Origin of the sequence: Enterobacter sp. PL1 (genome assembly GCF_945957325.1) — a bacterium.
GTDB classification, from domain to species: Bacteria; Pseudomonadota; Gammaproteobacteria; order Enterobacterales; family Enterobacteriaceae; genus Enterobacter; species Enterobacter roggenkampii.
The window spans coordinates 40,450-55,467 of record NZ_CAMFKT010000021.1; the positions used below are offsets into that span (position 1 = coordinate 40,450).

General features: G+C 55.9%; 12 protein-coding genes. 9 read left to right on the forward strand and 3 right to left on the reverse strand.

Going from position 1 to position 15,018, the window contains the following annotated elements:
• Nucleotides 1–16 precede the first annotated feature (16 nt).
• Nucleotides 17–874 carry a deoxyribonuclease IV gene (gene nfo, locus N6P30_RS17995; RefSeq protein ID WP_023294038.1) on the reverse strand — a complete coding sequence of 286 codons (858 nt, stop codon included), beginning with the start codon at nt 872–874 and terminating at the stop codon, nt 17–19.
• Nucleotides 875–938: 64 nt separating this feature from the next.
• Entirely contained in the window at nt 939–1,985 is a 1,047-nt protein-coding gene (locus tag N6P30_RS18000; RefSeq protein WP_023294037.1) for a YeiH family protein, read from the reverse strand.
• Nucleotides 1,986–2,082: 97 nt separating this feature from the next.
• On the opposite strand from N6P30_RS18000, the gene yieE reads away from it, so the two are divergent.
• The 3 genes from yieE (at nt 2,083) to cirA (ending at nt 6,772) form a co-directional block, all read left to right on the forward strand.
• Nucleotides 2,083–2,949, forward strand: coding sequence for a DNA-binding transcriptional regulator YeiE (gene yieE, locus N6P30_RS18005; RefSeq protein WP_008500932.1), 867 nt, complete (start codon nt 2,083–2,085; stop codon nt 2,947–2,949).
• Between the two features lie 158 nt (nt 2,950–3,107).
• Nucleotides 3,108–4,577, forward strand: coding sequence for an amino acid permease (locus tag N6P30_RS18010; protein WP_008500931.1), 1,470 nt, complete (start codon nt 3,108–3,110; stop codon nt 4,575–4,577).
• A gap of 224 nt (nt 4,578–4,801) precedes the next feature.
• Nucleotides 4,802–6,772, forward strand: coding sequence for a catecholate siderophore receptor CirA (cirA, locus tag N6P30_RS18015; RefSeq protein ID WP_023344552.1), 1,971 nt, complete (start codon nt 4,802–4,804; stop codon nt 6,770–6,772).
• Between the two features lie 104 nt (nt 6,773–6,876).
• Here cirA and fghA read toward each other — a convergent pair whose 3' ends face one another.
• Nucleotides 6,877–7,704, reverse strand: coding sequence for an S-formylglutathione hydrolase (fghA, locus tag N6P30_RS18020; protein WP_021241508.1), 828 nt, complete (start codon nt 7,702–7,704; stop codon nt 6,877–6,879).
• Nucleotides 7,705–7,842: 138 nt separating this feature from the next.
• Here fghA and N6P30_RS18025 point away from each other — a divergent pair, with 138 nt between their 5' ends.
• The 6 genes from N6P30_RS18025 to mglA all read left to right on the forward strand — a co-directional run bounded on the left by N6P30_RS18025 (nt 7,843) and on the right by mglA (nt 15,011).
• On the forward strand, nt 7,843–8,991 hold the full coding sequence (locus tag N6P30_RS18025; protein WP_032652753.1) for a YbfB/YjiJ family MFS transporter: 1,149 nt from the start codon (nt 7,843–7,845) through the stop codon (nt 8,989–8,991).
• Between the two features lie 102 nt (nt 8,992–9,093).
• The gene (folE, locus tag N6P30_RS18030; RefSeq protein ID WP_008500927.1) at nt 9,094–9,762 is read left to right on the forward strand and encodes a GTP cyclohydrolase I FolE; all 669 of its coding nucleotides are present in this window, start codon (nt 9,094–9,096) and stop codon (nt 9,760–9,762) included.
• A gap of 19 nt (nt 9,763–9,781) precedes the next feature.
• Nucleotides 9,782–10,939 (forward strand): DUF418 domain-containing protein YeiB, encoded by a 1,158-nt coding sequence (yeiB, locus tag N6P30_RS18035; protein WP_032663189.1) that lies wholly within the window; start codon nt 9,782–9,784, stop codon nt 10,937–10,939.
• Between the two features lie 155 nt (nt 10,940–11,094).
• Entirely contained in the window at nt 11,095–12,117 is a 1,023-nt protein-coding gene (gene galS, locus N6P30_RS18040; RefSeq protein ID WP_021241505.1) for an HTH-type transcriptional regulator GalS, read from the forward strand.
• Nucleotides 12,118–12,412: 295 nt separating this feature from the next.
• Complete coding sequence (gene mglB, locus N6P30_RS18045; protein ID WP_008500923.1) at nt 12,413–13,411, forward strand: galactose/glucose ABC transporter substrate-binding protein MglB; 999 nt, start codon at nt 12,413–12,415, stop codon at nt 13,409–13,411.
• 79 nt (nt 13,412–13,490) lie between these two features.
• Nucleotides 13,491–15,011 (forward strand): galactose/methyl galactoside ABC transporter ATP-binding protein MglA, encoded by a 1,521-nt coding sequence (gene mglA, locus N6P30_RS18050; RefSeq protein ID WP_008500922.1) that lies wholly within the window; start codon nt 13,491–13,493, stop codon nt 15,009–15,011.
• Nucleotides 15,012–15,018 lie beyond the last annotated feature (7 nt).

A 15,018-nucleotide genomic window follows, 5' to 3' on the forward strand; every position in this document is an offset into this window, starting at 1 on the left:
TGCAACCCGGCTTTTTTTATGCCGCCTGTTCAGCGGTTTGCTGTGCCTTCAGCCAGGCAATCTCTTCTGCCCAGATGTCCGGATTGATGGTTTCAAGCACCATCGGAATACCGTCGAAGCGAGCGTCCTGCATGATAAAGCGAAACGCATCGTGGCCAATGTTGCCTTCGCCCAGGCTGTGATGGCGGTCAACGCGGCTACCAAAGGCGCTTTTCGCATCGTTTAAGTGCATTCCACGCAGGTATTTAAAGCCCACAATGCGCTCGAACTCATCAAACGTGTTTTTTGTTGCCTCGGTGGTGCGCAGGTCATAACCGGCGGCAAAGGCGTGGCAGGTATCAATGCACACGCCGACGCGGGATTTGTCCTCCACGCCGTCGATAATCGCCGCCAGATGTTCGAACTTAAAGCCGAGGTTGCTGCCCTGACCGGCGGTGTTCTCAATCACCGCCGTCACGCCTTTGGTTTTATCCAGCGTGATGTTAATGGACTCTGCAATGCGCGCCAGGCAGGCATCTTCGTCGATCTGCATCAGATGGCTGCCCGGATGGAAGTTCAGCAGCGTCAGCCCCAGCTGTTCGCAGCGTTGCACTTCATCCAGAAACGCCTCTCGGGATTTTTCCAGCGCTTCTTCAACCGGGTGACCGAGGTTGATCAGGTAGCTGTCGTGGGGGAGGATCTGGCCGGGCCCGTAGCGGTATTTCTCACAGGCGGCTTTGAAATCATCAATCACCTCAGCGGTGAGCGGTGCGGCGCGCCACTGGCGCTGATTTTTGGTGAACAGGGCGAAAGCGGTCGCCTCAATTTCGGCGGCACGAATGGCGGCATTCGCAAGGCCACCTGCAGCGCTGACGTGCGCTCCAACATATTTCATAAAGGGACTCCTGTTAACCCGAAATGCCTATGATAGCGGGTTAACAGGAGAAGGATGTAGTGGTTTATGCCATCAGGCTATGGACCGCGAGGTTAATTGCGCCACCGCCGACAATCAGCCAGATGAAGAGCACCAGCGCCATCAGCAGCGGTTTCGCACCGGCTTTTTTCAGCGCGCTGACGTGTGTGGTCACCCCCAGCGCCGCCATGGCCATCGCCAGCAGTACGGTATCCAGCGTCACCAGCATATCCACCACCGCTTTCGGCAGCAGGTGGAAGGAGTTAAAGATAGCGACCACGATGAACAGGATCGCAAACCACGGAATGGTGATTTTGCTCTTCTCGCTGCCGCCCGCCGGAGCCAGCTGTTTAACCCGTGCGGCCAGGAAAATCAGGAACGGCGCCAGCATCATCACGCGCAGCATTTTGGCAATCACCGCCGCGTTTTCGGCGTCCGGGTTAATGGCATGTCCTGCTGCGACCACCTGGGCCACTTCGTGCATGGTCGAGCCGATATAGATGCCGTAGGTTTCCGGGCTAAACCAGTGGGCGACCAGCGGATACATGGCCGGGTAGAGGAAAATCGCCAGCGTCCCGAAGATCACCACCGTCGCGACGGCAACCGTTACCTTGCTGGCTTCGGCTTTCACGACCGGCTCCGTTGCCAGCACCGCCGCTGCGCCACAGATACTGCTCCCGGCACCGATCAGCCAGCTGGTTTGCCTGTCCAGTCCAAACACTTTCTGACCGATAAAGCAGGCCAGTAAAAAGGTGCTGGTCAGGGTCAGAACGTCGATGGCGATCCCGCTCGCACCCACATCCGCAATCTGCGAAAAGGTGAGACGAAAGCCATAAAGAATGATCCCAAGACGCAGCAGATGCTGCTTGGCAAAGATCACGCCGCCGTCGCAGGATTTCCAGATATGTGGATAAACGGTGTTACCCACGACCATGCCGAGCAAAATGGCGAGCGTCAGCGCGCTGAAACCTGCGCCTGCGATGGCCGGGATGCTGCCGCCCCATAGCGCGACGGCGGTCACTGCGGCGCTGAGCGCAAGACCCGGCACGAAGTGCCACACTGTACGATGATGTTGTAAGGTGATTTCTGACATAACCTTCTCCTTTGTCTGGCTAAAGGTTACGGCGGTCTGGCTTAAAAATAAAATTGATTATATACTTATAATCAATCTATATAAGTGGTAAGCAACCATGCACATTACTTTGCGTCAGCTGGAAGTGTTTGCCGAGGTGCTGAAAAGCGGCTCGACGACCCAGGCGTCACAAATGCTGGCGCTCTCTCAGTCTGCGGTCAGCGCGGCGTTGACCGATCTTGAAGGACAACTGGGCGTTCAGCTTTTCGACAGGGTAGGGAAGCGTCTGGTGGTCAACGAACACGGTCGTCTTCTTTATCCACGCGCGCTGGCGCTGCTGGAGCAGGCTATCGAAATCGAACAGCTGTTCCGCGAAGATAACGGCGCGATCCGCGTCTACGCCAGCAGCACCATCGGCAATTACATCCTGCCGGAGGTGATCGCCCGCTATCGTCGGGATTTCCCGACCCTGCCGCTGGAGATGAGCGTGGGCAATAGCCAGGACGTCATCAACGCGGTGATCGACTTCCGCGTGGATATCGGCCTCATCGAGGGGCCCTGCCACAACGTCGATATCATTGCCGAGCCCTGGCTGGAAGACGAGCTGGTGGTGTTTGCGTCCCCGGCCTCGTCATTATTGCAGGGCGAGGTGACGCTGGAGCGGCTGGCGCAGGCGCAGTGGATCCTGCGCGAGCAGGGCTCCGGCACGCGTGAAATTGTCGATTACCTGCTGCTGTCCCATCTGCCGCATTTCCAGCTGGGGATGGAATTGGGGAACTCAGAGGCGATTAAGCACGCGGTGCGCCACGGATTGGGTATCAGCTGTCTTTCCCGGCGCGTTATTGCCGAACAGCTGGAAACCGGATCGCTGGTGGAGATTCCCGTTCCGCTTCCGAAACTGGTGCGCACGCTGTGGTGCATTCATCATCGCCAGAAACACCTTTCCAGCTCCCTGCAGCGTTTTCTGCGCTATTGCGAAATCTGACAGCGTCCCTCACCCCAAAGGGGAGAGGGAAAAATTATGCTTTACTTATAATCCTGGCCGCGTCATGAAGCTCTCTTATAACTGAGTATTTCTGCCGGAAGGAACGCGGATCGTCTGCTACAATCGCGCCTCATTTATTAAATGGACAGCATTTTCATATGGTTTCAGAAATTAAAACCACAGAAGCGCCCACGCTACGTCGTGAACTCAAGGCGCGTCACCTGACGATGATCGCCATTGGCGGCTCCATCGGTACAGGTCTTTTCGTTGCCTCTGGCGCAACGATTTCGGCAGCCGGCCCGGGTGGGGCACTTTTCTCTTATATCCTGATTGGCCTGATGGTGTACTTCCTGATGACCAGTCTCGGCGAACTGGCCGCGTACATGCCGGTATCCGGTTCGTTCTCGACCTACGGTCAAAAATACGTTGAAGAAGGCTTCGGCTTCGCGCTGGGCTGGAACTACTGGTACAACTGGGCGGTCACCATCGCCGTTGACCTTGTCGCCGCACAGCTGGTGATGAACTGGTGGTTCCCGGATACGCCGGGCTGGATCTGGAGCGCCCTGTTCCTGGCCGTCATCTTCCTGCTGAACTACATCTCCGTGCGCGGTTTCGGCGAAGCGGAATACTGGTTCTCTTTGATCAAAGTGGCAACCGTCATCATCTTTATCGTCGTCGGTGTGGCGATGATCGTTGGTATTTTCAAAGGCGCTGAACCTGCGGGCTGGAGTAACTGGACAATAGGCGATGCGCCGTTTGCCGGTGGACTGTCGGCAATGATTGGCGTGGCAATGATTGTCGGCTTCTCCTTCCAGGGAACCGAGCTGATTGGCATTGCTGCCGGTGAGTCAGAGAACCCGGAGAAGAATATTCCGCGCGCGGTTCGTCAGGTCTTCTGGCGTATCCTGCTGTTCTATGTGTTCGCGATCCTGATTATCAGCCTGATCATTCCGTACACCGATCCAAGCCTGCTGCGTAATGACGTGAAAGACATTAGCGTTAGCCCGTTCACGCTGGTCTTCCAGCATGCCGGCCTGCTTTCTGCCGCGGCAGTGATGAACGCCGTTATCCTGACCGCCGTACTTTCTGCCGGTAACTCCGGGATGTACGCGTCCACCCGTATGCTCTACACGCTGGCATGCGACGGAAAAGCACCGCGTATTTTCGCGAAGCTGTCCCGTGGCGGCGTACCGCGCAACGCGCTGTACGCCACAACGGTGATTGCCGGCCTGTGCTTCCTGACCTCTATGTTTGGCAACCAGACGGTGTACCTGTGGCTGCTTAACACCTCCGGGATGACGGGCTTTATTGCCTGGCTGGGGATTGCCATTAGCCACTATCGTTTCCGCCGTGGCTACGTTAAACAGGGTTATGACGTTAACCAGCTGCCGTATCGCTCAGGGTTCTTCCCGCTGGGTCCCATTTTCGCCTTCATTCTGTGCCTGATTATTACGCTGGGACAGAACTATGAAGCGTTCCTGGCGGACACCATTGACTGGGGCGCCGTCACGGCAACCTACATTGGTATTCCGCTGTTCCTCGTCATCTGGTTTGGCTACAAGCTGACGAAAGGAACACACTTCGTTCGCTACAGTGAAATGGAATTCCCGGAACGATTTAAACAATAATCGCACTTCCTCTCTCTTTAGCCCGCTCGTTTGAGCGGGTTTTTTATTTCCTCCTCCTGTAACAAAGATATATTTCTTAACAATTTAATTGATAATAATTATCGTTTGCTTTATCGTTATCAAAAATAAGCGTGTCACCGACCCACCGGAGATGTGGGCGGCAAGGAAGACGCTGTGAGCAATGATGATTTGATTGAGTTGTATTTACCTCATGGAGATATGGAATGTTTAGGTTGAATCCCTTCGTCAGGGGAGGACTTTGCGCGTCCGCAATGTCCCTGGCCCTGCCTGTTATCGCAGCGGAATCCGGCGACACAATGGTTGTCACGGCTTCCGCGACCGAGCAAAACCTGAAAGACGCACCGGCAAGCATCAGCGTGATTACCCAGGAAGATTTGCAGCGCAAACCCGTTCAAAATCTGAAAGATGTGTTACGGGATGTGCCGGGCGTGCAGCTCACGAGCGAAGGGGACAACCGTAAAGGGGTAAGTATTCGCGGGCTGGACAGCAGCTACACGCTGATCCTGATCGACGGCAAGCGCGTCAATTCCCGTAACGCAGTGTTCCGCCATAATGATTTCGACCTCAACTGGGTGCCGGTTGACGCCATCGAACGAATTGAAGTGGTGCGTGGGCCGATGTCCTCGCTTTATGGCTCCGATGCGCTGGGCGGCGTGGTGAACATTATCACCAAAAAAATCGGCCAGAAATGGACGGGCACCCTGAGCGCCGATTCCACAATTCAGGAACATCGCGATCGTGGTGATACGTACGACGGCCAGTTCTATACCAGCGGTCCGCTGGTGGACGGCCTGCTAGGGCTGAAAGCCTACGGTAGCCTCGCGAAGCGTGAGAAAGACGGTCAGCAGAAGTCCTCTACCACGGCGAGCGGTGAAACACCGCGCATTGAAGGCTTCACCAGCCGCGATGCGAATGTGGAATTCGCCTGGACGCCGTCTGAAAATCACGACTTTACGGCGGGCTACGGTTTCGACCGTCAGGATCGTGACTCGGATTCCCTCGACAAAAACCGCCTTGAGCGTCAGAACTACTCTCTCAGCCACAACGGCCGCTGGGGCATCGGCAACAGCGAGCTGAAGGTTTACGGCGAGAAGGTGGATAACAAAAACCCGGGCAACAGCAATCCGATCACCTCCGAGAGCAACGCGGTGGACGGGAAATACGTGCTGCCGCTGGGCGACATCAACCAGCTGATGACCTTCGGTGGCGAATGGCGTCACGATAAGCTGAAGGATCCGGTCAACCTGACGGGCGGCTCCGGCAGCAGTACGTCGACAAGCCAGTATGCCCTGTTCCTGGAGGACGAGTGGCGTATTTTTGAACCTCTGGCGCTGACCACCGGCATCCGTATGGACGACCATGATACCTACGGCGACCACTGGAGCCCGCGCGCCTATCTGGTCTACAACGCGACCGATACCGTCACGGTGAAAGGGGGCTGGGCGACCGCGTTTAAAGCGCCGTCACTGCTGCAGTTGAGCCCGGACTGGGTCACCGGCTCGTGCCGCGGTGCCTGTGAGATTGTCGGTAACCCGGATCTGAAGCCGGAAACCAGCGAGAGCTTCGAATTCGGCCTGTACTACAGCGGGGAAGAGGGCTGGTTAGAGGGCGTGCAGGCCAGCGTGACCACCTTCCAGAATAACGTCGATGACCGCATCAGCATCAGCCGTACGGCCAATGCGAAGCAGGCGCAGAGCTACCCTAACTACGTTGGCCTGAATGCGGACGGTGAGCCGATATTCCGCTACTACAACGTCAACAAGGCGCGCATCCGCGGGGTGGAGACCGAGCTGAAATTCCCGCTGGCGGACGACTGGAAAGTGACGCTGAACTACACCTACAACGACGGTCGTGATATCAGCAACGGCGGCAACAAACCGCTGTCCGATCTGCCGTTCCACACCGCCAACGGGACCGTTGACTGGAAGGCGACGCAGGACTGGTCGTTCTATGTTCAGGGCAACTACACCGGTGAGAAACGCGCGCTGACCAGCAGCGACCCAACGCCGGGTGGCTATGTTATCTGGAATACCGGCGCCGCGTGGCAGGCGACGAAAAGCGTGAAGCTGCGTGCGGGCGTGCAGAACCTGCTGGACAAAGATCTGAGCCGCGACGATTACAGCTACACGGAAGATGGCCGTCGCTACTTTGTCGGCGTGGATTATAAGTTCTGATTCAGCCATGTGCCGGGTGGCGGGCTGCGCCTTACCCGGCCTACATAAGGGCACAGGCCCGTAGGCCCGGTAAGCGAAGCGCCACCGGGCAAAACAGGCGGTGCTTATGCAAATAAATGCTCCGCATGGAAGCGGAGATGATCCTCAATAAATGACGCGATGAAGTAATAGCTGTGATCGTATCCCGGCTGAATGCGCAGCGTCAGCGGCCAGTCTTTCTGCCGTGCCGCTTCTGCCAGCACCGCAGGTTGCAGCTGACCGGCGAGGAACTGGTCCGCATCACCCTGATCGATAAGGGTGGGAATGGCTTCTTCAGCTTTGCTGGCCAGCATCAGCGCGCAGCTGTCCCATGCCTGCCATTTTTCCGCATCCTCACCCAGATAGTGTGTGAAGGCTTTCTGCCCCCACGGCACCTGCGTTGGGTTCACAATTGGTGCAAATGCCGACACGCTGACGTATTTCCCCGGATTTTTCAGCGCCATGATGAGCGCCCCGTGTCCGCCCATTGAGTGGCCGCTGATCGCGCAGCGCTCGCCAACCGCAAACTGCGACTGCACCAGCGCAGGAAGTTCATCGCGAAGGTAATCATACATGCGGTAGTGGCGCGCCCAGGGCTGCTCGGTCGCATTGAGATAAAATCCGGCGCCTTTGCCCAGGTCGTATCCGGCATCGTCGGCCACATCGTCGCCACGCGGGCTGGTGTCTGGCATCACCAGCGCAATGCCCAGCTCGGCGGCAATACGCTGCGCGCCCGCTTTGGTGGTGAAGTTTTCGTCGTTACAGGTCAGGCCGGAAAGCCAGAACAAAACCGGCGGGTTTTCCGTCGGCGGCAGGAAAATGCTGAACGTCATTGCACAGTTCAGAGAGGTGGAGTCGTGCCGCCAGCGCTGCTGTCGACCTTCAAAACAACGGTGCTCTTCGAGCAGTTCCATGCAGGGCTCCTTAATGAGAATGCGTATTCATAAAACCCATAATACAGCCTTTTCATTGACCTGTGAGTAACTTTCACTTTCGCCAGGCGGCGAGATGCTGCATCATAAATTTACTTTTCTTTAACAATTGGAGCGGTCATGGCGCTGCGTATTGCGCTCAGTGGGTTTGTCGTTCTGGTGGTGGCGATGGGGATAGGGCGCTTTGCCTTTACGCCTCAGGTACCGCTAATGATTGCTGCCGGACAGCTTACGCTGACCAGCGCGGGTCTGGTGGCGGCGATGAATTATCTGGGCTATCTGGTGGGAGCGTGGGATGCGATGCGTGCGCACCGCTTCGTTGAAACGCGCCTCTGGCTGGGCATCACCGGCGCGGTGGCGCTGACGCTGCTCTCCGCGGCGGCGGAGAACGCCGTCGTGCACGGCCTGCTGCGCTTTGTGATTGGCTGCATGAGCGGCTGGTCAATGGTGCTGATTGCTGCCTGGACCAACGAGCGGCTGGGACAGCTGGGTAAACCGGGGCTCAGTGCGGCTGTCTTTGCCGGGCCCGGGGCAGGTATCGCCCTGAGCGGCCTGCTCGCCGTCTATATTCAGGCGAAGTCCCTGTCGGCCGGGGCGGCATGGCAAATCTACGGCGTGCTGGCGCTGGTGCTGATTGCCCTGGTGGCGCGCTACCTGCCGCGATCCGGGCAGCTCCATCGACCCGGCACCGCGCCGGAGCCGCTGGTGCTGACGGCGGATTTAACGCGTCTGGTCTGGAGCTACAGCCTGGCCGGGTTTGGCTATATCCTCCCGGCGACCTTCCTGTCGCAAATGGCGGCCGTACGTTTTCCCGGCAGCCTGTTTGCCCAGTTTGTCTGGCCGATTTTTGGTCTCGCCGCCGTGGTGGGGATTGCGCTCAGTATTCTGTTACGCCATACCTCAACGGCTAATCGCAGGCTGGCGATCGTACTGTGGTTACAGGGCGCAGGCGTGCTGGCGGCCTGGCTGCTGCCGGGGATTGGCGGTTTGCTGACGGGCGGGCTGCTGGTGGGCGGCGGCTTTTTGTGTGCCGTGCAGCTCTCTCTTTTATACGGCCGCGAGCTGGCGCCAAACCACACGCGTTATATGGCAGGCCTGCTCACCACCGGGTATGCGATTGGGCAGTTGATTGGTCCGGTCACCTCGGCGTTATCAACCTGGCTCACCCACCGGCTGGAGCCCGCGCTGGGGCTGGCGGGCATTGCGCTGTTCGTTGGAGGAGCGCTTGTCTGGAATCGTCACGCTGAAAGGCAACAGCAATCGCAATAATTATCGTCGTGAATACTGGATTATGTGCGCCGCCTCACGCACAATGAACGCATACTTTTGCCACAACGAGGGCGAAAGACGCCACACCTGCAGGAGAACAAAATGTCATCACTCAGTAAAGAAGCTGCCCTGGTCCACGAAGCCCTGGTTGCGCGCGGTCTTGAAACGCCACTGCGTCCGCCCGTACAGGATTTGGACAATGAAACCCGCAAGCGTCTGATTGCCGGTCACATGACCGACATCATGGAGCTGCTGAATCTCGATCTGAGTGACGACAGTCTGATGGAGACGCCGCACCGCATCGCGAAAATGTACGTCGACGAAATTTTCTCCGGCCTGGATTACGCCAACTTCCCGAAAATCACCGTCATTGAAAACAAGATGAAAGTGGATGAGATGGTAACGGTCCGCGATATCACGCTGACCAGCACCTGCGAACACCATTTCGTGACCATCGACGGTAAAGCGACCGTGGCGTATATCCCTAAAGACACGGTGATTGGCCTGTCGAAGATCAACCGCATCGTGCAGTTCTTCGCTCAGCGTCCGCAGGTGCAGGAGCGCCTGACCCAGCAGATCCTGACCGCGCTGCAAACGCTGCTGGGCACCAATAACGTAGCCGTCTCTATCGACGCGGTTCACTACTGCGTGAAAGCGCGCGGCGTGCGCGATGCAACCAGTGCGACCACCACAACCTCGCTGGGCGGTCTGTTTAAATCGAGCCAGAATACCCGCCAGGAGTTCCTGCGCGCCGTACGTCACCACAACTAAGTCTGACAGGGCAGGGACCATGGAGCGAAACGTCACGCTCGATTTTGTTCGCGGCGTCGCCATTCTCGGTATCCTGCTGCTTAATATTACCGCCTTCGGTTTGCCGAAGGCGGCGTATCTCAATCCCGCGTGGTATGGCGACATTACCCGCAGTGATGCCTGGACCTGGGCAATCCTCGATCTCTTTGCGCAGGTCAAATTCCTTACGCTCTTCGCCCTGCTGTTTGGCGCAGGCCTGCAGCTTCTCCTCAAACGTGGTACGCGCTGGATCCAGTCGCGCCTGACGCTGATGGTTATCCTCGGTTTTATCCATGGCCTGTTCTTCTGGGACGGCGATATTCTTCTCGCGTATGGGTTAGTCGGGCTCATCTGCTGGCGCCTCATTCGCGATGCGCACAGCGTTAAAAGCCTGTTCAACACCGGCGTGATGCTCTATGTCATGGGGCTTGGGGTACTGCTGCTGCTGGGGATGATCTCCGGGGAGACGACGAATCGTGCCTGGATCCCGGATGCCGCTAACCTGCAGTACGAACAGTTCTGGAAGCTGAAGGGCGGTACGGAAGCGATAAGCAACCGCGCGGATATGCTGGGGGATAACCTCCTCGCGCTGGGCGCGCAATACGGCTGGCAGCTGGCGGGCATGATGCTGATGGGCGCGTCACTGATGCGCACCGGCTGGCTGAAAGGGGAATTCAGCCTGCGTCACTATCGTCGCACAGGCGCCGGTCTGGTGCTGCTCGGCGTGCTGATTAACCTCCCGGCGGTGATAGCGCAGTGGCATATCCACTGGGATTACCGCTGGTGCGCGTTCCTGCTCCAGGTGCCGCGTGAACTGAGCGCACCGTTCCAGACCATCGGCTACGCGGCGCTGATCTACGGCTTCTGGCCCTCGCTTTCTCGTCTGTGGATGGTCAGCGCTATCGCCTGCGTGGGACGCATGGCGTTAAGCAATTACCTCCTGCAAACGCTGATCTGCACCACGCTTTTCTATCGCTTTGGCCTGTTTATGAAATTCGACCGACTTACGCTGCTGGCGTTTGTTATTCCGGTCTGGGCAGTAAACCTGGCGTTTTCTGTTCTCTGGCTACGCTATTTCCGCCAGGGACCGCTGGAGTGGGTATGGCGTCAGTTAACCGCACGTGCTTCAGGGATATCATTGAAAAATACATCCAGATAACGATCTGGATCACAATCATTAACAAAACGGATGTAAGCGTTTTCATGACTGTGAGCTTCTTCACGTAGTCCCCTTTCTCTCGCTGCCAAAATAGCCACCTTGCTAAACACAGGGGGTGTCTGTGAGTTGCTGCAATCCTTTGAAGGATGGTGAATATGATCACCATTCGTGACGTCGCCCGTCAGGCGGGCGTTTCTGTGGCTACCGTCTCACGCGTGCTGAACAATAGCGCGCTGGTCAGCCCTGAAACCCGAGAAACCGTAATGAAAGCCGTGACCCAGCTCGGGTACCGGCCAAATGCCAATGCCCAGGCGCTTGCGACGCAGGTCAGCGACACCATCGGCGTGGTGGTAATGGATGTCTCGGATGCCTTTTTCGGCGCACTGGTGAAAGCGGTCGATATGGTCGCCCAGCAGCATGAGAAATATGTCCTGATCGGCAATAGCTATCATGAGGCGGAAAAAGAACGCCATGCCATTGAAGTGCTGATCCGCCAGCGCTGTAACGCCTTGATTGTCCACTCAAAAGCCTTAAGCGATGAAGAGCTAACCGGATTGATGGAGCAGATCCCGGGCATGGTGCTGATCAACCGCATCGTCCCCGGCTATGCCCACCGCTGCGTCGGGCTGGATAACGTCAGCGGCGCCATGATGGCCACGAAAATGCTCATCAATAACGGGCATCAGCGGATCGGTTATCTGGCCTCCAGCCACGCGATTGAAGATGACGAACTGCGGCGCGAGGGGTGGCAAAACGCCCTGAAAGAGCATGGCATTACGCCATCCGAGAGCTGGGTGGGAACCGGCACGCCGGACATGCAGGGCGGTGAAGCGGCGATGGTAGAGCTGCTGGGCCGCAATCTGCAATTGTCTGCGGTGTTTGCCTATAACGACAGCATGGCGGCAGGCGCCCTGACGGCGCTGAAGGATAACGGCATTGCGGTGCCACAGCATTTATCACTCATTGGTTTCGATGATATCCCGATTGCCCGTTACACCGACCCGCAGCTGACAACCGTGCGTTACCCGATTGCCTCTATGGCGAAACTGGCGACTGAGCTGGCGTTACAGGGGGCAGCAGGCGTGCTGGATCCGGGGGCAACACACTGTTTCATGCCGACTTTAGTGCGTCGCCACTCCGTCGCGGCCCGGCAAATTGTGGTTCCGATCACTAACTGATTACATGTGGTGATGTAACCGTTTTCAATCTGTGAGTAAATTCACAGTATCTTAACAAGGCGCTGACTATGATGTCAGCGTTTTAGGGGCTGAAACGCTATGTAACAGTGATTATTCACTTTCACTATAGCCAATGTGCCGCAAACAACGAATAAAACGCATTTCTGGAGCGTTACCGAACACGGAAGAGAGAAATTTTATAAGTGAACCTCGGCTGTCAGTAACGTTTTATTAACATCTGCCCGCCGCTCGTTATTCACAAGAACTACCCTGCATAAAAAAAACCGGAGATACCATGAATAAGAAGGTGTTGACCCTGTCTGCTGTAATGGCAAGCATGCTTTTTGGTGCAGCAGCGCACGCTGCGGATACCCGTATTGGTGTGACCATCTATAAATACGACGACAACTTCATGTCTGTTGTGCGTAAAGCGATTGAGAAAGATGCGAAAGCAGCGCCAGACGTTCAGCTGCTGATGAACGACTCCCAGAATGACCAGTCCAAACAGAACGACCAGATCGACGTTCTGCTGGCGAAAGGCGTGAAAGCCCTGGCCATCAACCTGGTTGACCCGGCTGCAGCAGGCACGGTTATTGAAAAAGCGCGCGGCCAGAACGTGCCGATCGTCTTCTTCAACAAAGAACCTTCCCGTAAGGCGCTGGATAGCTACGACAAAGCGTATTACGTCGGTACCGACTCCAAAGAGTCCGGTATTATTCAGGGCGATCTGATCGCGAAACACTGGGCGGCGAACCCGAACTGGGACCTGAACAAAGACGGTCAGATTCAGTTCGTGCTGCTGAAAGGCGAACCTGGCCACCCGGATGCTGAAGCGCGTACCACCTACGTTATCAAAGAGCTGAACGACAAGGGCCTGAAAACCCAGCAGCTGGCGTTAGATACCGCGATGTGGGATACCGCTCAGGCGAAAGATAAGATGGACGCGTGGCTGTCCGGCCCTAACGCCAACAAAATCGAAGTGGTTATCGCCAACAACGATGCGATGGCAATGGGTGCGGTAGAAGCGCTGAAGGCACACAACAAATCCTCTATCCCGGTATTCGGCGTAGATGCGCTGCCAGAAGCGCTGGCGCTGGTTAAATCCGGTGCGATGGCCGGTACCGTGCTGAACGATGCCAACAACCAGGCGAAAGCCACCTTCGACCTGGCGAAAAACCTGGCCGATGGCAAAGGTGCGGCAGATGGCACCAACTGGAAAATTGACAACAAAATCGTTCGCGTACCTTACGTGGGCGTAGACCAGTCCAACCTGGCTGAGTTTATCGGTAAATAAAAGAGTTAACTTGTCTTCACTGGGCGCAACGAGTTGCGCCCTTTTATAACGCGATATGCGAGGCCAACAAGGTATAATTATGGTCAGCACAACAACTCAGTCATCCGGTGAATACCTGTTGGAAATGAGCGGTATCAACAAGTCATTTCCCGGCGTTAAGGCACTCGATAATGTTAATTTAAAAGTGCGTCCTCACTCTATTCATGCCTTAATGGGGGAGAACGGTGCGGGTAAATCAACATTATTAAAATGTCTTTTTGGGATCTATCAAAAAGATTCTGGCAGCATTCTTTTTCAGGGGAAAGAGATCGATTTCCATTCAGCGAAAGAAGCACTGGAAAACGGTATCTCGATGGTTCACCAGGAATTAAACCTGGTGCTGCAGCGTTCAGTCATGGATAACATGTGGTTGGGGCGCTATCCCACCAAAGGTGTTTTTGTCGATCAGGACAAAATGTATCGCGACACCAAGGCGATTTTCGACGAGCTGGATATTGATATCGATCCGCGCGCCCGCGTGGGAACATTATCCGTCTCCCAGATGCAGATGATCGAAATTGCCAAAGCGTTCTCCTATGATGCGAAAATTGTCATCATGGACGAACCGACATCCTCATTAACGGAAAAAGAGGTTAACCACCTTTTTACCATTATTCGTAAGCTGAAAGATCGCGGCTGCGGCATTGTGTACATTTCCCACAAAATGGAAGAGATCTTCCAGCTGTGCGATGAGATCACCATCCTGCGCGACGGCCAGTGGATTGCCACGCAGCCGCTGGAAGGGCTGGACATGGACAAGATCATCGCCATGATGGTCGGCCGTTCCCTGAACCAGCGCTTCCCGGACAAAGAAAACAAGCCGGGTGAAGTGATTCTGGAAGTGCGCAATCTGACCTCATTGCGTCAGCCGTCTATTCGCGATGTCTCCTTCGACCTGCACAAGGGTGAAATCCTGGGGATTGCCGGCCTGGTGGGGGCAAAGCGTACCGATATCGTGGAAACCCTGTTTGGCATTCGTGAGAAAGCCGAAGGCACCATTACGCTGCACGGTAAGAAAATCAATAACCACAACGCCAACGAAGCCATTAATAATGGTTTTGCGCTGGTGACGGAAGAGCGTCGTTCGACCGGTATTTATGCTTATCTGGATATTAACTTTAACTCGTTAATTTCTAACATTCGCAATTACAAAAACAAAGTTGGGCTGTTGGATAACTCCCGCATGAAGAGCGATACCCAATGGGTGATTGACTCCATGCGCGTAAAAACGCCAGGCCACCGCACCCAGATTGGTTCGCTGTCAGGCGGTAACCAGCAGAAAGTCATTATCGGCCGCTGGTTATTAACGCAGCCCGAAATCCTGATGCTGGATGAACCGACCCGCGGTATTGACGTCGGCGCGAAGTTTGAAATTTATCAGCTGATTGCCGAGCTGGCGAAAAAGAATAAAGGGATCATTATTATTTCTTCCGAAATGCCGGAATTGTTAGGGATCACGGACCGTATTCTGGTTATGAGCAATGGTCTCGTCGCCGGTATTGTTGACACCAAAACGACAACGCAAAACGAAATTTTGCGTCTTGCGTCTTTGCACCTTTAAGATCAGG